This window comes from Microbacterium sp. CSI-V, assembly GCF_001984105.1.
Lineage (GTDB): Bacteria > Actinomycetota > Actinomycetes > Actinomycetales > Microbacteriaceae > Microbacterium.
Map to the genome: position 1 here is coordinate 1,023,950 of NZ_MTQM01000009.1, position 22,787 is coordinate 1,046,736.

The following is a 22,787-nucleotide window of genomic DNA, read 5'->3' on the forward strand; positions in this document are numbered from 1 at the left end:
CGGCGTTCGTGCGGGACTCAGCCCTTCGTCGCGCCGGCGAGGAGACCCCGGACGAAGAAGCGCTGCAGCAGGAAGAACACGATCAACGGAACGAGGATCGAGATGAACGTTCCGGCCGACTGCAGGAACCACTGGTCGCCCCACGTCCCCGACAGAGAGTTCAACGACTGCGTGAGCGGCAGAGACGACGACGGCGCGAAGATCGTGGCCACGAGCAGGTCGTTCCACACCCAGATGAACTCCAGCACCGCGAAGGACGCGAGGGCCGGGGCCGCGAGCGGCAGGATCAGGCGGAAGAACACCTGACCGTGCCCGGCACCGTCCACGCGCGCCGCCTCGATGACCTCGTGCGGGATCTCCGCGATGAAGTTGTGCAGCAGGAAGATCGCCAGCGGCATCGCGAAGATGACGTGGGCGATCCACACCGTCGCGAAGCTGTGCTCCACGCCACGCAGCTCGAGCCCGGGGAAGATCGTCACGTCGTTGATCGTGAGACCGCGCGAGAACAGGCTCAGCAGCGGCACGAGGGCCATCTGCAGCGGCACGATCTGGAGCGCGAAGATGAAGATGAAGAAGAAGTTGCGCCCCTTGAAGTCGATCCACGCGAACGCGTACGCGATGAGCGAGGCGATCGCCAGCGCGAAGAGTACGACCGGGATCGTGATGGCCAGCGAGTTCACGAACGAGGCGGCCAGCGTCAGCGCCGTGCCCCCCGACGTCAGAGCGAGACGGTAGTTCTCGAGCGTGAACGACGGATCGGTGAAGATGGTCCACCACCCGGTCGACTGCGTGTCGGAGCCGGGACGGAACGACGTGACGAGCAGACCGAACGTCGGGATGGTCCAGAAGAACGCGATCGCGACGGCGGCGATCGTGGCCCCCTTGGAGGTGAGACGCTTGCGCGCCATCGCCTCGTGCTTGCGCGTGTCGCGGGCGACCTGACGCGCCGAACGCTTGTCGTCGGTGGGCTCGAGCACCACGGTGGAGGTGGTCATCGCACTTCCCTCTGCTTCCGGATCTGGCGCACGTTGAAGATGATCAGCGGCAGGACGAACAGGAACAGCACCACGGCCAGCGCTGCGGAATGCCCGTAGCTCTGGAACCGCTGCTGCTGGTTGACCATCTCGAAGGCGAGGACGGTGGAGTCGTTGCGCCCACCGGTCATGACCGCGACGATGTCGTAGATCTTCAGGGCGCCGATGGCGATGGTGGTGAGCACGACGATGAGCGACGAGCGGATGCCGGGGACGGTCACGTTGATGAATCGCTCCCAGGCGTTGGCGCCGTCGAGTTCGGCGGCCTCCATCTGCTCCGGCGGTACCGCCTTGATCGCCGCCGACAGGATGACCATCGCCAGGCCCGTCTGGCTCCAGATGAACACGACCACCAGGAGCAGCGTGTTGATCAGCGGGGTCGCCGAGAGCCACGAGACCGGGTCGCCTCCGAACGCCGTCACGATGGCGTTCAGGATGCCGATCTGGTCGCCCTGACGGAAGTCGTAGACGAACTTCCAGATGATGCCGGCGCCGACGAACGAGATGGCGAACGGCATGAAGATGAGGACCTTGAGGAACCGCTCCCCCGCGGCGCGGTCGATGAAGACGGCGTAGGCGAGTCCGATCGCGGTGGCGAAGGTGGGGGCCAGGAGCACCCAGATCAGGGTGTTGATGACCGACCAGAAGCCCTCGGGGTTGGTGAAGGTCCAGACGTAGTTGTCGAACCCGACGAAGTTCTGCCCGGTCTTGTCCAGGAACGACTGCACCAGCGTCGACAGGGCCGGGTACACCAGACCCATCAGCAGGAGGATCGCGGCGGGAGCGGCAAACAGGATGAGCTGGAACAGGTAGCCGGCGCCCTGACGCGACCGGTAGTCGGCGTAGAACAGGATGCCGCCGAGGATCACCGCGATCGCGAGGACGTAGATCACCGCGTTCTGGTACGGGCGCAGCAGCATGAAGGCGAGCACGGGGATCGCGAAGCACGCGATCAGGCGGATCCAGAAGTAGCGCTTGCCCGAGCGCGGCGCGTACTCGATGAGCAGCAGCAGCAGCCCCACGACGGCGCCGAAGACGAGGAGCACCAGCGGGATCTGCACGAGCGGGTTCATCTCGCCGAGCGTCTTGAAGAAGCTGTTCAGCGAGAACCCGATGGTGGTGGGTTTGGTCTCGGACGGTGCCCGCGTGACCATGAACAGGAACAGCGCCACCACCGCGATGAGCGCGATGACCACGACCGTGACGGTGGTCCGATGCCTTCGTGCGAGGTTGCGGGATGCCGTCTCGGCATCCGGCGCCTCGTGTCGGGGAGATGCCGCCGGGGGCTTCTCCGCCTGCCTGATCTGAGTCATGACTTCCCTCCCGAACACGCCGTCGTGCTCATCGATGGACGGGCCGCGCAGCGGCACCGTGTGGGCTTACGGTACCGGTGGGCCGCCCGCCGAAGCGGACGGCCCACCGATCTTGCGGTCGGGGTCAGTTGTTGTAACCGGCCTGGATGTCGCTGAGCACGGTGTCGGTCGGCGTTCCGTCGATCCAGCTGACCATGCCCTTCCAGAACGACCCGGCGCCGACGGTGGCCGGCATGAGGTCGGACGCGTCGAAGCGGAGCGTCGTGTCGGGGTTCTGCACGACCTTCATGGCCTCCTGCAGGAACTCGCTGGACGCGAGCGACGGGTCGGCACCCTTGTTGGCCGAGATGACGCCGCCGAGCTTCACGCGGGCGTCGGCGAACTCGGGGCTCGACATGAACTCCGCGACCTTCTGCACGTTCGCGTCGTCGGAGAACGTCGCGACGAATTCGCCGCCACCTTCGACCGACTGCTCGCCTTCCTTCACACCCGGGAGCAGGAACGCGTAGACGTCGCCGTCGGGAGCGACCTTGACCTCGCCGCCGGAGGCGTTCTTGACCGTGAGGAAGTTCGACGACAGGAACGAGGCCTGGTGGGTCATCGGGCAGCTGCCGTCGGCGACCTTGGCCGCGACGTCGGCGAAGGCGACCGAGTTGATGCTCTTGACGTCACCGAAGCCCGCGTTGACGTACGAGGGGTTGAGGAGGATCTCACCCACGGCGTCGAAGGCCTGCTTGATCTGCGGGTCGGTGAACTTGACCTCGTTCGCGACCCACTTGTCGTAGACGTCGGGGCCGGACTGACGGAGGACGAGGTCCTCGATCCAGTCGGTGCCGGGCCAGCCCGACGCGTCACCGGAGGCGAAACCGGCGCACCACGGGGCGGCACCCGTCTTCTCCTGGATGGTCTTGGTCAGGGCGAGCAGCTCGTCGTAGGTCTTGGGGATCGAGACGCCCCACTCCGTGAACTTCGCCGGCGAGTACCAGACGTAGCCCTTGACGTTGGCGAGCATCGGAGCGGCGTAGAAGTCGCCGTCCACGGTGCCGTAGGACTTCCAGTCCGCGCCCCAGTACTGGTCGACGTTGGCCGAGACCGTGTCGCTGGCCTTCTTGACGTCGCCCGTGCCGACGAGAGTCTGCAGGAGACCCGGCTGCGGGACGATCGCGATGTCGGGGGCGTCGCCACCGGTGACCTTGGTCACGATGTTGCCCTCGAAGCTCTTGTCGCCGGTGTACTCGACCTTGATGCCCGTGTCCTTCGTGAACTGGTCGAAGGACTGGTTCAGCAGGTCGGCTTCGCTACCGGTGATGCCGCCGGAGATGCGAACGGTCGTCGTGCCCTCCGAGCCACTGCCGGATCCGCCCGAGTCGCCCTCGGCACAGCCCGCGAGCGCGATCGCACCGACCGCCAGCAGTCCGACGGGAGCCAGCAGGCGATACCGCTGTGACATGCCCATGTGATTTCTCCTCTTTGAGTTCTGTGCTGCATCGGATCCCGTCGGGAACCGATTCCAGATCACCGTAGGGGACAACGACGCGTTCCGCAACAAACTTTGGTCACGACTCAATAACTGGCGGAATATCGCGGCATTTCACCCCGGAGACACAGAGGAACCGGTTCCAGATTCGTCAGTTGTCGGATACTCTTCATGACGTCGACACGGACGTCGAAGATCCTCGAGGAAGACGGCTCATGAGCGGAATCGCCGATGTGGCACGCCTGGCTGGCGTGTCCAAGTCGACGGCGAGTCGCGCGCTGACGGGCGGCGGCTACGTCTCGGACGACACCCGCCGGCGCGTCACCGACGCGGCGGCGACTCTCGGCTACGTCCCCTCCACGAGCGCCGTCAGCCTCGCGACGGGCCGCACGCGCACGGTCGCCCTGATCGTCCCCAAGGTCAACCGCTGGTACTTCGGCGCGATCATCGAGGGCGTCGAACGCTCGCTGATCTCGCAGGGCTACGACGTCACGCTGTACGTCGCAGAACCCGGCTCGCGCGACCGCGAGAGCCTGTACTCGAAGTACCTCGCCCGGAAGCGGTTCGACGGGATCATCGCCGTCGCCCTCGAACCCGGTGACAGCGACCTGGAGCGGCTTCTCGCCATCGAAAAGCCGACCGTCTGCATCGGGAATCCCCTCCAGGGCATCCCCACCCTGGGCCTGGACAACATCGGCATCACGCGCATCACGACGCAGCACCTCATCGCGCTGGGACACACCGACATCGCGTTCGTCGGGAGCACCCCGCCCACCGATGCTCCGGCGCGGGACGTCGACGAACGCTCGATCGGCTACCGGAACGCGATGAACGACAGCGGGCTCGCCGTGCGCATCCGCAACGTCCCCTCCACGCTGACGATCACCGACGCCTATGCCGCCGCGGCATCCTTCCTCGCCGACGCCGCTTCCCGCCCCAGCGGCGTCGTCGCGGCGTGCGACGAAGTGGCCATCGGCGTGATCATCGCGGCGCGGCGCATGGGAATCTCGGTGCCGACCGAGCTCAGCGTCGTCGGGATCGACGGGCACGACTACGCCGAGATGTTCGCCCTCACCACCGTCGAGCAGTACCCCGAGGATCAGGGCGTCGAAGCGACGCGCCTCCTCCTGTCCATGCTGGACGGCGAGGCGCCTCCGCCGCGCACGCTCGCCCCGGCGCGCCTCGTGGTGCGCGCCTCGACCGCTCCCCCGCGCAGCGCCTGACGCGAAAAGGGACCCCGGATGCCAGGCATCCGGGGTCCCTTTCTCTCTCCGTGTCAGTCGGTCTGGCGCACCGAACGGCGGCGGACCACCACGCCCAGACCGAGCAGCGCCAGGGCGGCCAGGACGCCGGCGCCCATCCACGCGCCGTCGGTCCCGGTGATCGCGAGCGCGCCGTCGCCGGTCGATGCTCCGGCGCCGCCGCCGACCGCGGTGCCACCCCCGCCGCCGCCGACGGTCGCGGCATCCGCGAGCCGCAGCGGGACGGTCACGAGCGTCCCCGTCGGCTGAGCGGTGAGCTGCAGCTCGATCACGTCGAGCGCGTCGGCGGGTACCGTCGCGGTGACGGTCGCCGCTCCTCCGACGACGGCGACCTCGATCGGGTCCCCCGTGCCGAACGACGCCGCGAGGGACGTGTTCTGCGGTGCGCCGAGCGAAGTGAGGTCGAGGTTCGACACGGTGAGAGCGAACTCGTCCCCGGGCGTGACCTCGGCGGGAACACCCGAGACCTGCACGCCGCGCGCCGTGAAGTCGGGGGTGAGGCCGGGGTGCGCGCGGAGGTAATCGATCCATCCGTCGCGGTCGACCAGACCGGAATCGAGCGTGTTCGCGCCCTCCTGGAAGACCGAGAAGCTGTCTCCGCCCCCGAGCAGGAAGCTGAACGAGCCCACCCGGTACTCCGCCGCCGGGTCGACGGCCACACCGTCGATCCAGATGCCCAGGACGCGGTCCCCCGCGGGGCGGGAGGCGTCATAGGTGTAGCGGACGTTCTCGGAGACGCCGAGAGCGAGGTTGGTCGTGCCTCGACCCGAGGCGTCGCCCCACTGCTGCTCGAACATCACCCGCAGCTGCTCGCCCGTGAGGGTCGTAGTCCACAGGTTGTTCACGAACGGCAGCACCGCGTTGGCCTCGGCCAGCGTGATCACCCCGTCGGCGTCGTAGAGCAGTTCGGCCCGCAGCCCGCCCGGGTTGACCACCGCGATGTCCGCGCCGCCCCGTTCGGGATCGGCGAGGGTCTCGCGGAGCGCATCGGCCACCAGCCCGCCGAGGGCGGACTGCTTCGAGCGGTCGTCGCGCTTGCCGCCGGCGTACACGCCGTCGACGTAGCCGCCCTCCTGGAAGGCGGTCGTGATGTCGGCGGTGACCGATCCGACCGGCTCACGACCGACGACGTCCGCCTCGGCGCGCGCCGCCGCGACGATGTCGTTCACCTCGGCCACGCGCGGATAGGTCGCGATGAGTTCCGCGTCCAGCGCGGCCCCGGCGTCTGCGTTCGGCGCCGACAGGCGAGGCACGTTGCGGGCCGTGTAGTCCACCACCTCGCCGCCCTCGTCCACGCTCAGAACGATCTGGCCGATGTTGGCGCCGTAGCTGCCGGTCTGCAGGATCGGGCGGGTGCCGTCGCCGCCGGGGATCGGCGCATCCCACACGTACTCGGCGTGCGTGTGGCCGGTGAAGATGGCATCCACCGCCGGGTCGGTGTCGTTCACGATCTCCGCGAACGCACCGCCCTGGGCGACGGCCTGCTCGAGCGTGGCGGCCGAGCCGCTGAGCTCGGTGCCCTCGTGGTACTGGGCCACGATGACGTCGACCTGATCGTCGATCTCGGCCACGACTCGGTTGACCTCCGTCACGGGGTCACGGAACTCGATGCCCTGGATGCCCTCCTTCGACACGAGCGTCGGCGTCTGCTGCGTGACCGCCCCGATCACACCGACGCGCACACCGTCGACCTCGAAGACGGCGTAGCCGGGCAGCAGCGGCTGTCCGTCCTTGAAGACGTTGGCCGCGAGGTAGGGGAAGTCGGCGCGATCCGACACGCGCCCGGTCAGGTCGGCCGCACCCTTGTCGAACTCGTGGTTCCCGGTGCCCGAGGCGGCCAGTTCGAGCGCGTTCAGCACGTCGATCGTGGGCTCGTCCTGGAACAGCGAGGAGGCGAACAGGGAGGCGCCGATGTTGTCGCCGTTGGAGAGGAACAGCGTGCTCTCGTCGCCGTACTCCGCCCGCAGCTGCTCGACCGTGCCCGCGAACTTCACGGTGTTGGCGTCGATCCGTCCGTGGAAGTCGTTGATGCCGAGCAGGTTGATGTCGGTCGTCGACGACAGGTCGAGACCCACGATCACCGGGTCGTGGTCGCTCGAACGGTAGGGCGAGGTCTCGTAGAAGTTCAGCGCGTTGTAGTTGTATCGGCTGTACTCGAGAGCCAGGGCTTCCACGGCGTTGATGTTCCAGATGTCGGTTCCCGTGACCAGTTCCCGTGCCGACGGCGACGCGAGGACGTGGTCGAGCGAACCGGACTGCCCGTCGTACGAATACGAGTACTTGCCCGTTCCGGTCTCGAGCGGCTCGAAGCCGAACGAGCGGAGCTTCTCGATCGGGTCCTCCTGCGTGTAGGAGTTGAAGTCGCCGAGCAGGAACACGTCGTCGGTGCCGAGCGCCGCCGACCGCTCCGCCGCGAAGTTCCCGAGGGCCTCCGCCTGACGGACCCGGTCACCGTTGAAGGCGCCCTGCATCCCGTCATCGGCGTTGTCGCCGGTCGCGTCGTCGCTCGACCCCTTGGACTTGAAGTGGTTCACGATCGCGAGGATCTTGGCATCCGGATCTCCGACCGGGGCGAACGCCTGCGCGAGCGGCTGGCGCGCGTTGGCGAACGCGGGATCGTCGAGGATCACGCTGTCACCCACCGGCTCCACAACGGCCTTCGTGTAGATGAACGCCGTGCGGATGACGTCCTCGGACGCCGGGAGCGCGGCCGGCGAGGGCACGAACGTCCACTGCTCCGAGCCCGCGGCCTCGTTGAGGGCGCCGACGAGGGTCGCGAGCGCCGCGTCGCGATCCTTGCCGAACTGCGCCGAATTCTCGATCTCCTCGAGAGAGACCACGTCGGCGCCGAGGCCATTGATCGCCGCGACGATCTTGGCCTGCTGACGCTGGAGGTTCTCGTCGTTCGCGGCACCGCGGGGGCCGTTGTCGGGGCACTTGTCCGCGGTGATCGGGTTGCCCGCGCGGTCTTTGTAGGTCGAGGTGCAGCCGACGCTCTCCGCCGTGGTGGTGAAGTAGTTCAGCACGTTGAAGCTGGAGATCTTGACATTGCCGCCGACCGGCTCGGGAGCGCTCTTCCGCGTGTTCTCGAAGGATGCCGGCTGCACGGTGGCAGCGTTGGCGACCGTGAGCTGCTCGGTGGGCTGGAACGTCCACACGTCGTTGCGGAAGTCGAGGATCACCGGGGTCTCGAACGTCACGGCCGCGCCCACGCGCACGGGGTTCTCGAGCGACACGTACGGCAGCGGGTCGTTCTTGCCCGTGGTGAGGTAGTTCGCCGACGCGCCGTCGTCGAGGATCACACCGCGCGCGTCGTTGTCGGCCACGGCGTCGTCGTACTGCGTCGTGCCGGGCCGGGCGACGTCCGTGGGGCTGCGCAGCGGCGTCGTGCCGGACGCCAGACCGAGGACGGCATAGCGGTTGGTGTCGTAGTTGTTCGTGACGGTGAACTCACCCGTCGGCGCGAGGAGCATCCCCTCGAACGACTCGCGGTCCTCTTCCGTCGCCGGCCACGCGATCGCGGCGGGCTGGACCGCCGCGGCCACCTCATCGAGCACGCGCACGCCGTCCGCGGGCGCGGAGATCTCCGTGAGGAACTTGTACTCGGACACGACGCCGGTGACCTCGACGAAGTCACCCTTCTGCACCTTCGCCGTCGCGGCGGACCCGAAGACGAAGACCGCGTCCGACGCGGTGTGCGCGGCGACGTCAATGGCGCCGCCGGTCCCCGGCGTCTGGATGTAGAAGCCGTTGTATCCGCCGGTCGGGTAGGCCGCCGTGACGACGCCGCGGGTCGTCACCGTGGTCCCCGTGAGCGGCGAGGACTCGCCGGTCCCCTGGATGTCGCGGATGGCGACGGCCTCTCCCGGCGTCGGCGCCGGTGTCGTCGGCTCGGTCGTCGGCGTGACGGACGGCTCCGGTTCCGGTTCGGCGCCCGAGGAGTTCCGCGGGGTGACCGTCGTGGCGTTGGTGAAGTCCGCCGAGTTGTCCCCCGTGTCGGTGAAGTCCGTCCGCACGAGAGAGTTGGGGGTCCCGTTGGGACCGTCGACCACGGCCGGCGCCGTCTCGAAGGCCGCGGCGCTCCCGTAGCCGAGGAAGTCCACGACGCGGGGGTCGTCGACGTCGCCCGCCGGGAGGGCGAGCGACTCGGCGACATTCGCCAGGAAGAGCTGCCCGTTCGTCCCCGAAGGGTTCAGCCCGGTGCTCGTGGCATCCGGGGTCGGCAGGTCCGCGCCGGTGTCCCCGTTCCCGCGGATGGAGACGAGGTAGTACCCGCCGGGGGCGATGGAGCCGCTCAGCGCCTGCGTGTTCGCCGCGGACGGCACGTCGGTGCTCGCCGCCGGGCGGTACTGCAGCGACCACCCGGTGAGGTCCTGCGCGGTGTCGCCGGCGTTGTGGAGCTCGACGAACTTGTCGTTGAAGGGCGCTCCGGCGCTGCCGCCCTTGAGGTAGGCCTCGTTGATCACCACCCGGGGGCCGTCGGCGGCGTACGCCGCAGCGGGAACGAGGGCGGATCCGAACAGCGCGGCGCCCAGGACGGCGATGAGGGTCGTGGTGAATCGGCGCGCGGACGCGCGGGAGGGTGCGTGATGCATGGGTCTCCAAGTACCGACGCACGCAACGAAAGCGACGCCGGATGGGGGGATCGACGGGGGGTCCCTTAGACCGTAAACGAAGACATATCGATTTCCCAGACTCCGATGTTTCGAATCGGTGAACATCGGTGTCACCCACGCCGGTACGCGGTGTCATCACGCGGGAACGACGAAGGCCCGGATGCCGTGGCATCCGGGCCTTCGTGTACCGCGAAGGTGAACTGAATTACTTCAGGGTCACCGAAGCGCCGGCCTCCTCGAGGGCAGCCTTCGCCTTCTCGGCGGTCTCCTTGTTCGCGCCCTCGAGCACGGCCTTGGGGGCACCGTCGACGACGGCCTTGGCCTCGCCGAGGCCGAGCGAGGTGAGCTCGCGCACGACCTTGATGACCTGGATCTTCTTGTCGCCGGCGGCCTCGAGAACGACGTCGAACGAGTCCTTCTCCTCGACCTCTTCGGCGGGGGCGCCACCGGCGGGGCCGGCAGCGGCCACGGCCACGGGGGCGGCGGCGGTGACGTCGAACGTCTCCTCGAAAGCCTTCACGAACTCGGAGAGCTCGATGAGGGTGAGCTCCTTGAACGCGTCGAGCAGCTCTTCGGTGCTGAGCTTAGCCATTGTGTTTCTCCTTGATCGGGATTGTCATCCGGGCCGGGTCAGGCCGCGGTGTCCTGCTTCTCGCGCAGCGCGTCGACCGTGCGAACGGCCTTCGACGGAAGCGCCTGGAAGACGTATGCCGCCTTGGTCATCGTCGCCTTCATCGCACCGGCGAGCTTCGCCAGCAGGACTTCACGGCTTTCGAGATCGGCGAGCTTGTTGACCTCATCCGCGGTCAGCGGGGCGCCATCGAAGTAGCCGCCCTTCACCACGAGCTGAGGGTTAGCCTTGGCGAAGGCACGCAGGCTCTTCGCGACGGCGACGGGGTCGCCGTGCACGAACGCGATGGCAGACGGGCCCTTGAGCTCGTCGTCCAGTCCCGAGACCCCCGCGTTGGCGGCGGCGATCTTGGTCAGCGTGTTCTTCACCACGGCGTACTCCGCGTCCTGACGGATGTCGTTGCGCAGCTGCTTGAGCTGGGCAACCGTCAGACCGCGGTACTCGGTCAGCAGAACGGCAGTCGAGTTCTCGAAGTGCTTCGTGAGCTCGGCGACCGATGCGTCCTTCTGCGCCATGGCCACTCCTTGTGTGTACGAGGCGCTCCGCGGGAGCGGGGCGCCGGCCAAGACACCGGGCGACGGCAAAAAAGAAGAGCTCCGGCGCAGGCGCACGGAGCTCGGAATCCCGATCGGGAGGAGTTACGTATACCTGCGCAGGTCCTCTGCCTTTCGGCAGACGCTTCGATCTTCGTGCATGCACGACGATGACCGGCGGTCTTTGGCTTGCCCCCACTGTACCAAGCCCCGACGCTGTGCGCCAAATCCACGCGGCCCCGGCGTCCGCGGCCGCCCGCGGCGGCCGCCCGCGCTTCCGCGCCCGCGCGGCCCGAGTTCACGTGAAATGACCGAACGCACCCGCTAAATCGCGTCGCGCCGTGCGCACTCGACCAGTTCACGTGATCTCACCGAAAGACGGACGCGAGGTCGACGGCACGGGAACGCCGAACGCCTGGAGTCTCGCCCGCAGCGCGTCGGGAGTGGCGATGTCGCGCCACCCGCCGCGGGTCACACGCCACTGCGTGACTCCCCGGATCCAGTCTTCGCGGCGCTTCTCCTCTAGGAGGACTCGCGAAAGCTCGCGACCGTTCCGCAGGCCGTCGTCGATGTATTTGGTCTCACCGTCGAACTCCCAGAAGGTCTTCTGCTCGGGAAGGGCGATGTCGACGAAGTAGTCGCGGCCGTTCGGCCCCGCGACGGGAACCTGCAACTCGAAGACACGGAAACCCAGGCGGGCCAATTGCACACGGGTCAGGCTCTCTCCCGGCAGCTCGGCGCGCCCATCGGCGAACGACAGGACGTACTGCGCGCGAGCGACCCCTCGGCGACCCGGCGATGTGGCGGCCCTCTCGAGGAGGCGGTCACGCCACCGTCGCTGCAACTCCGAAGAGTACTCGCGTCCATTCACCGACTCACGACGCGCGGCGGCATCGGCACAGCTCACCCCCAACTCCACGGAACAGGTGCGAGCGACGTCGAACACGGTGCGGTCGAGGGACGTGCAGCGGATACCCCCGATCTCGACGACGTCCTGATCGGCGAGATGATCGGCATGACGACGAAGGCCCTGCCGCCCTGACATCCGCACGCCCGGGATCGTCGTCGTCTCCACGGGCCACTCCCCCGCTTCCGGCTGCGCGAGGCCGTGCAGCACAGCGGCGGAGCGATGCGAGATCACCGCCGACGAGCCCGTCATCAATCCGTGTGCCGCAACCACGCGGACCAGGTGGCGCCCTTCCGGCCACAGGTCCCTGAACGCGTCCGCGAACACGTAGGCGTCGCGCTGAAGGCGCAGGAGTGCGCCGTCGGCCAGGGCCCCGCGGAGCGCGGCAGTCGACCCGTCGATGTCCAGCAGCTGTTGCCGCGAGCGAACGATCGCGCGCGCGTCCTCGATCCCCAACCGGCGTGGCATCCCCCACTGTGGTCACAGTCCCCGCTCTCCCGCCGCACTTCGCGTCCGCGTTGTGGACGGTTCCGCCTGGGGAGGAGCCGTGACTCCCCCTGCCCGAGGTTCCATTTCACGTGAAGTGGCTGAATGTGCGCGGCATGACGGACCACGACGTGTGCCGTCAGCCAGATCACGTGAAGTGGCGCCCCCGGCGCGCAGCAGCGACCGCCGCCCACCCCACCGACCCGCAGGACACACCGCCGCGCCGAACGGCCCGGGCGCCCGACCGGGTTAGTCTCGAACGCATGTCCCCCGAGCTCGTCGCCTCCCGCAGCGCCGACCTCGAGTCGCGGATCGTCGCCGATTCCCGCGACCGTGTCGCGTGGATCCGGGCGCGCTCGCGCGGCATCACCGCGACCGATGTCGCGACGCTCACCAGCACGAATGCGATCGCCCGGGCGGCGGATGCCAAGCTCCTGGGCTCGAACTTCTCGGGCAACGCCTACACGGCGCACGGCCGTCGCCGCGAGCCCGAGATCGCGGCCTGGGTGGCCGCGACGCACGGCATCCAGCCCTCTTCGGCGCTGTATCACGCGGTCGTGGAGCGGCGGCATCTGGCTACCCCAGACGGCGTGGTCGTCGACGGGGAGGGACGCATCGTCCTCGCCGAGATCAAGACGACCAACAAGGCGTGGCGCTCGATCCCCCGCACTTACCTGCGGCAGGTGTGGTGGCAGCAGCACGTCCTGGGCGCCGAGCGCACGCTGGTCGCGTGGGAACAGCACGACGGTTTCGTCCCGGTCGGCGACGAGCCCCGCTGCCAGTGGGTGGATCGCGACGAGAAGGAGATCGCGTCCCTCGTCCGCCTCGCCACCTCCCTCATCGACGAGCTCTACCGGCGCACGACAGTCGGACGCGTCCCCGCTCCTCGCCCGGAGCCGACGGAGAGGTACCGCGCGCTCGCGCTCCTCGAGGGATAGTTGACCAGAATCAACCACTTCGCGTATAGTTGATCCTCGTCAACTAACGCGCCGACGTCGTCGCGGCATCCTTCTTCCTCCCCTGGAGAGTTCCGCATGACCTCCTCCCTCCCCGAGACCGCCGCGCCGCGGCGCGTGCTCCCCGCCCTCATCGGACTGCTGCTCGGCATGTTCGTGTCGATGCTGGCATCCACCGTCGTCTCGACCTCGCTGCCGGTCATCGTCCACGACCTGTCCGGCGACCAGAACGCCTACACGTGGGTGATCACCGCGACGCTGCTGACGACCGCCATCTCCACACCGATCTGGGGCAAGCTCGCCGACCTGTTCAACCGCAAGGTGCTGATCCAGGTCGCGATCGCCATCTTCGTGCTGGCGACGGCCGCCGCCGGGTTCTCGCAGAACACCGACATGCTGATCGCCTTCCGCGCCGTGCAGGGTCTCGGCGCCGGTGGCCTCGCCGCCCTCAGCCAGGTGATCATGGCCGACATCATCAGCCCGCGCGAGCGCGGTCGCTACATGGGCCTGTTCGGCGCGGTGATGGCCGTCGCCACCGTCGGCGGCCCGCTCCTCGGCGGAGTGATCACGGATGCCTTCGGCTGGCGGTTCAACTTCTTCGTCGCCCTTCCCTTCGCGGTGGCGGCGCTCCTCATCCAGCAGCGCACCCTGCACCTCCCGAAGCGCGCGAAGCGCAAGGTCAAGATCGACTACCTCGGCATCGTGCTGCTCTCGACCGCCGTGTCGCTCCTGCTGATCTGGGTGACCAACGCCGGCCGCTCGTTCGACTGGGCCAGCACCGAGACCGTCCTCATGGTCGGCGGAGCCGTCCTCGCGGCGATCCTCTTCGTCGTGGTGGAGCTGCGCTCGTCCGAGCCGCTCGTGCCGCTCACGCTCTTCCGGGATGCCACCTTCACCCTCGCCACGATCGCCTCGATCGCGACGGGTCTGGCCATGTTCGGCACCTCGGTGTTCCTCAGCCAGTACATGCAGATGGCCCGAGGCGCCACGCCCACCGAGGCCGGCGTCATGACCATCCCCATGATCGCGGGACTCCTGCTGGCATCCGTCATCGTCGGTGCCCTCATCACGCGCTTCGGACACTGGAAGCCGTTCCTCATCGTCGGCGGCGTGCTGCTGATCGCCGGCACGTACCTGCTGTCCACGATCCACTACGACACCAACTTCGCCCTGGTGTCGGTGTACATGTTCCTGCTCGGCGCGGGCGTCGGCATGACGATGCAGAACCTGGTCCTGATCGTGCAGAACACCGCCGACCCCGCGCGGATGGGCGCGGCCAGCTCCGGCGTGACGTTCTTCCGCAGCCTCGGCGGCACCATCGGCGTCTCGGTGATGGGCGCGGTGCTCGCGAGCACGGCTACCGGGCTGTTCACCGACCGCGCGGCCGACCTGCAGGCCGCGATCCTGGGACTCGGCTCGGCCGGCGCCCCGGTCGCCGAGGCCCTGCAGTCGGGCACGATCCCCCAGGTGTCGAGCCTGCCCGAAACGGTCCGCGTGATCGTCGAGGACGTCTACGCCCAGTCCATCGCCCACGCGTTCCTCATCGCGGTGCCGGTGGCGGTCGTCAGCCTGCTGGCGATCCTCTTCCTGCCCAACCGCCCGCTCACGCGCATGACGACGTCCGAGCGCGTCTCGGCGAGCGAAGCAGACCTCGCCACCGTGTCCGTCCCGGCGGGCATGGCGACGCTGTCGACCACGGGGACGGTGGAGACGGTGGATGCCACACGCCGTCACCGCACCCGCTCGAGCGCCCCGATGGGGGAGGATGGGTGACGTGACCCACGAAGACGACGCCGAGCGGCACGCCGCCGTGCAGGCGCTCGAATCGTCGTTCTCGGAGTTGATGACCACGTTCCGCCGCTACGTCGCCGAGGCGGCGGAACGGGTCAGCCCGGGAATGCTCCCGGCGACGTTCAAGACGCTGTCGGTCGTGAGCCGCTTCGGGCCGATGACGCTCTCGGCTCTGGCCGAGCGACTCGCCGCGGACAAGGGCTTCCTGAGCCGGTCGATCAGCGAGCTCGAAGAGATGGGGCTCGTCACCCGGACGCCCGACCCCAACGACCGGCGGTCGCGTCTCATCGCCGTCACCGAACTCGGTCACGACCGTCTGCGCGATGCCCGCGCCCCGCACGAGAGCCGCCTGTACGAGGCGCTCACGGACTGGTCGGTCGACGAGATCGGGAACCTCTCGACGATGTTGCACGCCCTCGCCGTGGGCGGGGTCCCCGAGCGGAACTGATCCTCCGGCCGGCGGCGCCGACGAGGCGACGCGACACGGTGACCGAGGTGTAACACCGCCGAGACAATGTCGCGCTTGACTGAGGGAGTCGAGGCGGAGTCGCCGTCGACGTGACCCCCGAGGAGGAGCGCCCGATGAGATTCCGATCGTCGCGTCCCGAGGCCAGCGTCGAGGCGCCCGGTCCCACACTTCCCGAGACCATGCGCGCCGCGGTCCTGGACGCCCCCGGCGAGCCCGACGCCCTGCACGCCGCGACGGTCCCCGTCCCCACCCCGATCCTCAGCGAGGTGCTCGTCCGCATCGTCGCGGCCGGCATCAACCCGATCGACGCCAAGACCCGCGCCGGTCGCGGCGCGTGCGGTGCGATCACGTCGTGGCCGGCGACGCTGGGCTACGACTTCAGCGGCGTCGTGGTCCAGGCTCCGTACGAGGGGCATCCGTTCCCGCCGGGGACCGAGGTGTTCGGGATGACGCCGACACCGCGGACCCCGGGGACGTACGCCGAGTACGCGGTCGTCCCCTCCCTCTCTCTCGCCCGCAAGCCCACGTCTCTCTCGCACGTCGAAGCCGCCGGCGTGCCGCTCGCGGCCCTCACCGCGTGGGGCCTCGTCGTCGAGACGGCGCTGGCGCACGCGAACCAACGCATCCTCATCCACGCCGGGAGCGGCGGGGTGGGGCACTTCGCGGTGCAGTTCGCCGCCTACTTCGGCGCGCACGTCATCGCCACCGGGTCGCCCCGCAACCTCGACTGGCTCCGCGAGCTGGGTGCGGCGGAGGTCGTGGACCATACCGCGGTGCGGTTCGAGGATGCCATCGCCGCCGTCGACGTCGTCGTCGACCTCGTGGGCAACGTCCACGACGACACCGGGACGCGGTCGCTCGAGGTCCTGCGTCCGGGGGGATTGCTCATCGAGGTCCCGACGGGCGCGTGGACCGGCTTCCGCGAAGCGGCCTCGGCGCGCGGCATCCGCTCGACCGGGTACAAGGTGATCCCCGACGGGAGCGCACTGGCGACGATCGCGCGCCTCCTGGATTCCGGAGCCGTGCGCGTGTTCGTCGACCGCGTCTTCGATCTCGAGGATGCCGCCGACGCCCACCGCGAGCTCGAGAAGGGGCACACGCGCGGCAAGATCGTGCTGCGCGTCAGCGACGACTGATCCCGTCGGCCGCGAGCACCCGTCGCCCCTCGGCCACGACCTCGTCGGCGACCTCGTCGAGGAGCGGCGAGGTGAGGTTCCACTGCTGCCAGAACAGCGGCACGTCGACCGGGTCGCCGCCGAGGCGCACGAGCGTCCCCTTCGCGAGTCCGTCAGCCGATTGGAATCCGGGCAGCAGCCCCCACCCGAGACCGAGCGACACCGCTGTCGCGAAGTCCTGCGAGGCGGGCACCCGGTGCCGCGGCGGCGCCGCCACGGGCACACCCCGCGCCGCGAGCCACTGCGTCTGCAGGTCGTCCCGCCGGTCGAAGTCGACGACCGGTGCCGCGGCGAGGCCGGCGACATCGACGCCCTCGGGGAACCAGCGCGCGGCGAATCCGGCCGACGCGACGGCTTCGTAGCGCAGGACGCCCAGGCTTCGCACGCGACACCCGGTCACAGGCGTCTCGCGCGAGGTGACCGCCGCCATGACCGCGCCCGACTCGAGGAGCCCGGCCGTGAAGTCCTGATCGTCGCGGTGCAGGTCGAACACGACGGAGCGTCGCTCCGCGACGCGCTGGAGCGGCGGCAGGAACCACGTCGCGAGCGAATCGGCGTTCACCGCCAGAGGCAGGGATGCCACGGACCCGCCGTCCGCCCCGATCGCCGTCAGCGCATCGTGCTCGAGGAGGGCGAGCTGGCGCGCCAGCCGGATCACCGCGTCCCCCGCCGCCGTCGCGCGCACCGGCTTCGAGCGGACCAGAACGACTCGACCCAGCTGATCCTCGAGTGCTCTGAGACGCTGGCTGACGGCCGACGGGGTCAGGCGAAGGCGGCGGGCGGCGGCATCCAGGGTTCCCTCGTCCACGACGGTCGCGAGCGTGCGGGCAAGGTCGAGCGGGATGGGCATGAAGCGATGCTAATGGTTCGTCAGAATCATGAACTGTACTTGACCTCTCCGCGGCCCTACCGTCGGATCGTGCTCTCCTCCCTCGCCGCCGGTTTCGGGCTCGGCCTGTCGCTCATCGTCGCCATCGGCGCGCAGAACCTCTTCGTGCTGCGCCAGGGCGTGCGCCGCGAGCACGTCCTCGCCGTGGTGGCCGTTTGCGCGGTGTCCGACGCCGTCCTCATCGCGCTGGGCGTCTCGGGCGTCGGCGCGGTCGTCACCGCGGTGCCGTGGCTCCTGGGCGTCGTGCGCTGGGCGGGCGCGCTGTTCCTCGTCGGCTACGGGATCGTCGCCGCACGGAGGGCGCTGCGCCCCTCCGGCGCGGTCCTTCACGTCGAACCGGAGACGTCGACCTCGGCCGCGGTCCGCACGCGCACGACCACCACGGCCCGGACCGCCGCCGTGCTCACCTGCCTCGCGTTGACCTGGCTGAACCCGCACGTCTACCTCGACACGGTGTTCCTCCTCGGATCCGTCGCCGCCACGCACGGCGCGGAGCGCGGCGTCTTCGGCGTGGGGGCCGCAGCCGCGAGCGTGGTGTGGTTCACGGCGCTCGGCTTCGGCGCGCGCTTCCTCGGACGCTGGCTGGACTCCCCCACGGCGTGGCGGGTGCTCGACGGCGTCATCGCGCTCGTGATGTGGGCCCTGGCGTTCTCGCTCGTCCTCCCCGTGTTCACCGGCTGAGGACACAATGGAGGCATGGCAGCCGTCGAGATCACCGTCCGCGGTCACGTGCAGGGCGTCGGGTTCCGGTGGGCCCTGCGCGCCGAGGCCGAGCGCGTCGGGGCGACCGGCTGGGTGCGCAATCGCCGGGACGGCGCGGTCGAGGCGTACGTCGCCGGAACAGCGACCGCCGTGGAGTCGCTCGTCGCGTGGGCTCAGCACGGTCCCCCGCTGGCGCGCGTCGAGCGGGTCGAGGTGACCGAGGTCTCGGACGCCGCCGACGGCTCCGGCTTCGAGATCCGCGACTCCGTCTAGCCGAGCGCGTCGGGCAGCCCCGCGCGCAGTTCGGACAGGACGTCGGCGGCGTCGTCGAGCCGCGCGAGACCCGCCGCCTGGCCCGCCCACAGCGACAGCAGTTCGCCCTCCCCCGCCGCCGCGGCCGCGGCACGGAAGACACCCGTGAGCCAGTTCTGGGCGGGAAACGGCGCGATCGCGTCGGCCGCCTCGATCTCGCGGACGGCTCGGTTCGGGATGCCACGCGCCAGCCGCCCGCTCATGGCCCGCGTCAGCACGGTGTCGGTGTCCTGGGCGGCCGCGATCGCCGCGCGATGGGCCACCGTCGCCGCGGACTGCCGCGTGCGCAGGAACGCGGTGCCGACCTGCACGCCCTCCGCGCCCAGGGCGAGGGCGGCCGTCACCCCGCGGCGGTCGGCGACACCGCCGGCGGCGATCACGGGCACGGACACGGCGTCGACGACCTGCGGCACGAGCGCGAACGTCCCCACGAGGGAGTCCGCGGGATCGCGCAGGAACGACACGCGGTGGCCCGCCGCCTCCATCCCGGTGGCGACCACGGCGTCCACCCCCGCGTCCTCGAGCGCGACCGCCTCGGCGACCGAGGTGGCGGTGCCGACCAGACGGATGCCGTGCTCCCGGGCGCGCGCCACGGTCGCGGCATCCGGAGCTCCGAACACCACGCTCACAACGTCGGGCCGGGCGGCGAACACGGCGTCCAGCTGGTCGGGGAGGGCCGGGAGGAACGCGGCGGGCAGTTCCGGACGCGCGGCCCCGGTGGCCTCGAACAGCGGGGCCGTGGCATCCAGGACCGGGTCGAGATCGACGTCGGAGGGCCCCACCTCGTCACCGCGCGGCCACCACAGGTTGACGGCGATCGGCCGGTCCGTGGCCGCGCGCAGGCGGCCGATCGTGTCGCGGATGCGCTCGGGCGCGTACCCGTAGAGACCGAACGATCCGAGACCGCCGCCGTCGCTCACCGCGGCGGTCAGCTCGACGGACGACAGACCCCCGAAGGGCCCGAGGACGATCGGGACGTCGATCCCGAACAGCTCCGTCAGCCGTGACACGGTCAGTCCAGGGGGCGCAGGAGGCGATCGAGGAACCGGCGGGTCCGCTCCTTCTTCGGCGCCGTGAACAGCGCCTCGGGCGCGCCGCGTTCCACGATGACCCCTTCGTCGAAGAAGAGCACCTCGTCGGCGACCTCGCGCGCGAAACCGAGTTCGTGCGTCACGATGACCATCGTCCACCCCTCGTCGGCGAGGCCGCGCAGCACCTTCAGCACCTCGCCCACCAGTTCGGGGTCGAGGGCGCTGGTCGGTTCGTCGAAGAGCAGCAGATCGGGCTGCAGCGCGAGCGCGCGCACGATCCCCACGCGCTGCTGCTGCCCGCCGGAGAGCTCCGACGGGTAGGCGTCGCGCTTCTCGGTGAGCCCCACGCGGTCCAGCAGCGCCTCGGCGCGGGCGACGGCCTCGGCCTTGGGCACCCCGTGCGCCTGCACCGGACCCTCGATGACGTTCTGCAGCACCGTCAGGTGCGGGAACAGGTTGTGATGCTGGAAGACCATCGCCGAGCGGTCGCGCATCGCCGCGCGGTCGGACTTCCCCCCCTTCCCGGCGAAGTCGATGGACGGGCCGCCGTCGAAGTCCACGACACCCGCCTCCGGTGTCTCGAGGGCGTTGAGGCACCGCAGGACCGTGGTCTTGCCCGAACCCGACGGTCCGATCAGAACGAGCACCTCGCCGCGGCGGACCTCCAGGTCGACCCCGTCGAGCACGCGGTTCGTGCCGAAGTTCTTCACGAGACCCCGAACCTGCAACAGCGGGGTCAGAGCGTCGTCACCGTGCGACATGGCGGTCGAGCCTCCTCTCGAGCACTCCCTGCCCCGCGGAGAGCACGAGGCAGAACAACCAGTAGATCAGGGCGGCTTCCAGGTAGATCGCCATGAACTCGTAGGAGAACGCGGCGATGTTCTGAGCCTGCCGGAACAACTCCGTGACCAGGATGAGGGATGCCAGCGAGCTGTCCTTCACGAGCGAGATGAACGTGTTCGACAGCGGCGGCACCGACACCCGGGCGGCCTGCGGCAGGATGATGCGCGTCAGGGTCTTGCGTGGCGAGAGGCCCACCACGTGGGCCGCCTCCCACTGGCCGCGCGGGACCGACAGGATCGCGGCGCGGATGACCTCGGCGGCGTACCCGCCGACATTGAGCGAGAACGCGATGACCGCGGCCGGGAACGGGTCGATGACGATCCCCACCGCCGGCAGACCGTAGAAGATCACGAACAGCTGCACCAGCAGCGGGGTTCCGCGGATGACCGAGATGTAGAACCGCGCGATCCCGCGCAGCACGACGTTGCGGGACAGCCGCAGCAACGCCATCGCCAGGGCGATGACGAGTCCGATGGCGAACGACGCCAGCGACAGCGGGATCGTCCCCCGCAACCCCGCCAGCACCATGGGCCAGAACGAATCGAGCAGCAGGGTCCAGATGTCGTTCACTCGGCCTCCTTCCAGTCGCGAACGCGGCACGCCCGCCCTCCCACGCTAGGCGGGAGGCGCGGGCGTGCGCCGGGGCTTTACTTGGTGACGTCGGCGCCGAAGTACTTCTGGCTGATCTCGGCCAGGGTGCCGTCGGCGCGCAGCTCCTCGAGCGCCGTATCGATGGCATCCGTCAGGGCCTGCTTGTCCTTCGTCGTCGCGAACGCGCTCTCCGAGGTGTCCTCGGTCTCCGCGGCGATCTTCAGACCCGTGGGGCTGTTCGTCTTCTCGTAGTCGAGGTAGGTCAGCTGGTCGTTGATCGTGGCGTCGACGCGACCCTGCTGCAGCAGAGCGACGGCCTGCGCCCACCCCTCGACGGCCTCGACCTGCGCGCCGCTCTCGGTCGCCAGCTCGTACCAGTTGCTGGTCAGCGACTGCGCGGTGGTCTTGCCGGCCAGGTCGGCGAAGCTCGAGATCGAGGAGTCGTCCTCCGTGGTGACCACGACCCCGCGCGACACGGTGTAGGGCGAGCTGAACAGGTACTTCTGCTCGCGCTCGGCGTTGATCGAGACCTGGTTGGCGATGACGTCGAAGCGACCCGCGTCCAGGCCCGCGAAGATGGCATCCCACTGGGTCTCCTGGAAGCGGACCTTCAGCCCCAGCTTGTCGGCGACCGCCTGCGCGATCTCGACGTCGAAGCCGGTCAGCGTGCCGGACTCGTCGTGGTACGAGAACGGACGGTAGGTGCCCTCGGTGGCGACGGTGAGGGTGCCGCCGGAGACGAGACCGAAGTCATCGCCCTGCTCGGCCGAACCGGACGTGGAGCCGCCGCTGCACGCGGTCAGCGCGAGCGCGAGGGCGCCGAGGGCGGCGGCGAGGACGGGAAGACGACGACGGGGCATAGCTGTTCCTTGCTGTGGTGCGGGTGAGTTCGGGGGGCGTGCGGGGGCACTCCGGAGGGAAGTGCCCGGGGCGCACCCCCAGCCCAACATGGATCGACGGGGCATCCTTCCCGGATGACGCCGTGTTGCACGTTCGTGCAGCGCGCGGTGCCGGCCCGGCACGCGAAAGCCCCGCCGGCACGAGGCGCGACGGGGCTTTCGGCGTGGTGCGTCAGACGATGGCGTTGACGTCCAGCGGGATGCCGGGACCGAAGGTGGTCGACACGGCGCCCTTCTGGATGTAGCGGCCCTTGGAGCTGGACGGCTTGAGGCGGACGATCTCCTCGAGCGCGGCCTTCAGGTTCTCGTCGAGCTGCTCGGTCGAGAACGACGCCTTGCCCACGACGAAGTGGATGTTGGCGTGCTTGTCGACGCGGAACTCGATCTTTCCGCCCTTGATCTCCTCGACGGCCTTGGCCGGGTTGGGGGTCACGGTGCCGGTCTTGGGGTTCGGCATGAGGCCGCGGGGTCCGAGGACCTTACCGAGGCGACCGACCTGGCCCATGAGCTCGGGCGTGGCGACGGCCGCGTCGAACGCGGTGTAACCGCCGGCGACCTTCTCGATGAGCTCGGCGCCGCCGACCTCGTCGGCACCGGCGGCGAGGGCCGCCTCGGCCGCGGGACCGTTGGCGAAGACGATGACGCGAGCGGTCTTACCCGTGCCGTGGGGCAGGATGACCGTGCCGCGGACCATCTGGTCGGCCTTGCGGGGGTCGACCGAGAGCTTCAGCGCGACCTCGACGGTCGAGTCGAACTTCTTCGAGCCGGTCTCCTTCGCGAGGGCAACGGCCTCGGTCGGGGTGTAGAACGTGTCGGGCGCGACCTTCTCGGCGGCGGCCCGGTATGCCTTGGACTTGGTAGCCATGATTA

20 protein-coding genes are annotated in these 22,787 nt (G+C 69.4%); 7 read left to right on the top strand and 13 right to left on the bottom strand.

Translation table 11 applies throughout. The features are described 5' to 3' along the window. Positions 1-17: 17 nt before the first annotated feature. From CSIV_RS15785 to CSIV_RS15795, 3 genes are all read right to left on the bottom strand, one after another. Positions 18-995: a carbohydrate ABC transporter permease gene (locus CSIV_RS15785; RefSeq protein ID WP_077052288.1), complete on the bottom strand. Its 978-nt coding sequence runs from the start codon at positions 993-995 to the stop codon at positions 18-20. Continuing rightward, positions 992-2,347 carry a carbohydrate ABC transporter permease gene (locus CSIV_RS15790; protein WP_283286100.1) on the bottom strand — a complete coding sequence of 452 codons (1,356 nt, stop codon included), beginning with the start codon at positions 2,345-2,347 and terminating at the stop codon, positions 992-994. Before CSIV_RS15790 ends, CSIV_RS15785 begins: the two co-directional genes overlap by 4 nt. A gap of 124 nt (positions 2,348-2,471) precedes the next feature. Next, positions 2,472-3,803 carry an ABC transporter substrate-binding protein gene (locus tag CSIV_RS15795; RefSeq protein WP_077052289.1) on the bottom strand — a complete coding sequence of 444 codons (1,332 nt, stop codon included), beginning with the start codon at positions 3,801-3,803 and terminating at the stop codon, positions 2,472-2,474. Between the two features lie 236 nt (positions 3,804-4,039). On the opposite strand from CSIV_RS15795, the gene CSIV_RS15800 reads away from it, so the two are divergent. Further along, complete coding sequence (locus CSIV_RS15800) at positions 4,040-5,047, top strand: LacI family DNA-binding transcriptional regulator (protein WP_077052290.1); 1,008 nt, start codon at positions 4,040-4,042, stop codon at positions 5,045-5,047. Between the two features lie 53 nt (positions 5,048-5,100). Here CSIV_RS15800 and CSIV_RS15805 read toward each other — a convergent pair whose 3' ends face one another. The 4 genes from CSIV_RS15805 to CSIV_RS15825 form a co-directional block, all read right to left on the bottom strand. Continuing rightward, on the bottom strand, positions 5,101-9,681 hold the full coding sequence (locus CSIV_RS15805; protein ID WP_083735176.1) for an ExeM/NucH family extracellular endonuclease: 4,581 nt from the start codon (positions 9,679-9,681) through the stop codon (positions 5,101-5,103). A gap of 226 nt (positions 9,682-9,907) precedes the next feature. Next, positions 9,908-10,294 (bottom strand): 50S ribosomal protein L7/L12, encoded by a 387-nt coding sequence (rplL, locus tag CSIV_RS15815; RefSeq protein ID WP_076494519.1) that lies wholly within the window; start codon positions 10,292-10,294, stop codon positions 9,908-9,910. A gap of 38 nt (positions 10,295-10,332) precedes the next feature. Continuing rightward, on the bottom strand, positions 10,333-10,848 hold the full coding sequence (gene rplJ / locus CSIV_RS15820; RefSeq protein WP_022879998.1) for a 50S ribosomal protein L10: 516 nt from the start codon (positions 10,846-10,848) through the stop codon (positions 10,333-10,335). A 376-nt stretch (positions 10,849-11,224) separates the two neighbouring features. Beyond that, positions 11,225-12,241 carry a hypothetical protein gene (locus tag CSIV_RS15825; protein ID WP_077052291.1) on the bottom strand — a complete coding sequence of 339 codons (1,017 nt, stop codon included), beginning with the start codon at positions 12,239-12,241 and terminating at the stop codon, positions 11,225-11,227. Between the two features lie 281 nt (positions 12,242-12,522). Between CSIV_RS15825 and CSIV_RS15830 the strand changes: the two genes are divergently transcribed. From CSIV_RS15830 to CSIV_RS15845, 4 genes are all read left to right on the top strand, one after another. Then, entirely contained in the window at positions 12,523-13,197 is a 675-nt protein-coding gene (locus tag CSIV_RS15830; protein ID WP_077052292.1) for a YqaJ viral recombinase family protein, read from the top strand. Between the two features lie 96 nt (positions 13,198-13,293). Further along, positions 13,294-14,988: an MDR family MFS transporter gene (locus CSIV_RS15835; RefSeq protein ID WP_077052293.1), complete on the top strand. Its 1,695-nt coding sequence runs from the start codon at positions 13,294-13,296 to the stop codon at positions 14,986-14,988. Position 14,989: 1 nt separating this feature from the next. Further along, a complete protein-coding gene (locus CSIV_RS15840; RefSeq protein WP_083735178.1) occupies positions 14,990-15,454 on the top strand; it encodes a MarR family winged helix-turn-helix transcriptional regulator in 465 nt (154 codons plus the stop codon). Between the two features lie 134 nt (positions 15,455-15,588). Further along, complete coding sequence (locus tag CSIV_RS15845) at positions 15,589-16,611, top strand: NADP-dependent oxidoreductase (RefSeq protein ID WP_077052295.1); 1,023 nt, start codon at positions 15,589-15,591, stop codon at positions 16,609-16,611. Here the strand turns inward: CSIV_RS15845 and CSIV_RS15850 are convergent. Continuing rightward, the gene (locus CSIV_RS15850) at positions 16,598-17,500 is read right to left on the bottom strand and encodes a LysR family transcriptional regulator ArgP (protein WP_077052296.1); all 903 of its coding nucleotides are present in this window, start codon (positions 17,498-17,500) and stop codon (positions 16,598-16,600) included. The genes CSIV_RS15845 and CSIV_RS15850 overlap by 14 nt on opposite strands. Positions 17,501-17,569: 69 nt before the next feature. Here CSIV_RS15850 and CSIV_RS15855 point away from each other — a divergent pair, with 69 nt between their 5' ends. Together CSIV_RS15855 and CSIV_RS15860 are read left to right on the top strand one after the other, a co-directional pair. Beyond that, positions 17,570-18,220 (top strand): LysE/ArgO family amino acid transporter, encoded by a 651-nt coding sequence (locus CSIV_RS15855; RefSeq protein WP_238592392.1) that lies wholly within the window; start codon positions 17,570-17,572, stop codon positions 18,218-18,220. A 15-nt stretch (positions 18,221-18,235) separates the two neighbouring features. After that, on the top strand, positions 18,236-18,514 hold the full coding sequence (locus CSIV_RS15860; RefSeq protein WP_077052298.1) for an acylphosphatase: 279 nt from the start codon (positions 18,236-18,238) through the stop codon (positions 18,512-18,514). On the opposite strand, the gene CSIV_RS15865 is transcribed toward CSIV_RS15860, so the two are convergent. The 5 genes from CSIV_RS15865 to rplA all read right to left on the bottom strand — a co-directional run bounded on the left by CSIV_RS15865 (position 18,511) and on the right by rplA (position 22,782). Continuing rightward, positions 18,511-19,563 (bottom strand): NAD(P)H-dependent flavin oxidoreductase, encoded by a 1,053-nt coding sequence (locus CSIV_RS15865; RefSeq protein ID WP_442922933.1) that lies wholly within the window; start codon positions 19,561-19,563, stop codon positions 18,511-18,513. The two genes, CSIV_RS15860 and CSIV_RS15865, sit on opposite strands and share 4 nt — an antisense overlap. 2 nt (positions 19,564-19,565) lie before the next feature. Beyond that, on the bottom strand, positions 19,566-20,345 hold the full coding sequence (locus CSIV_RS15870) for an amino acid ABC transporter ATP-binding protein (protein WP_077052299.1): 780 nt from the start codon (positions 20,343-20,345) through the stop codon (positions 19,566-19,568). Further along, complete coding sequence (locus CSIV_RS15875) at positions 20,332-20,955, bottom strand: amino acid ABC transporter permease (RefSeq protein ID WP_237488725.1); 624 nt, start codon at positions 20,953-20,955, stop codon at positions 20,332-20,334. Before CSIV_RS15875 ends, CSIV_RS15870 begins: the two co-directional genes overlap by 14 nt. Positions 20,956-21,074: 119 nt before the next feature. Next, positions 21,075-21,878, bottom strand: coding sequence for an amino acid ABC transporter substrate-binding protein (locus tag CSIV_RS15880; RefSeq protein WP_077052301.1), 804 nt, complete (start codon positions 21,876-21,878; stop codon positions 21,075-21,077). 211 nt (positions 21,879-22,089) lie between these two features. Further along, positions 22,090-22,782: a 50S ribosomal protein L1 gene (rplA, locus tag CSIV_RS15885; RefSeq protein WP_077052302.1), complete on the bottom strand. Its 693-nt coding sequence runs from the start codon at positions 22,780-22,782 to the stop codon at positions 22,090-22,092. Positions 22,783-22,787 lie beyond the last annotated feature (5 nt).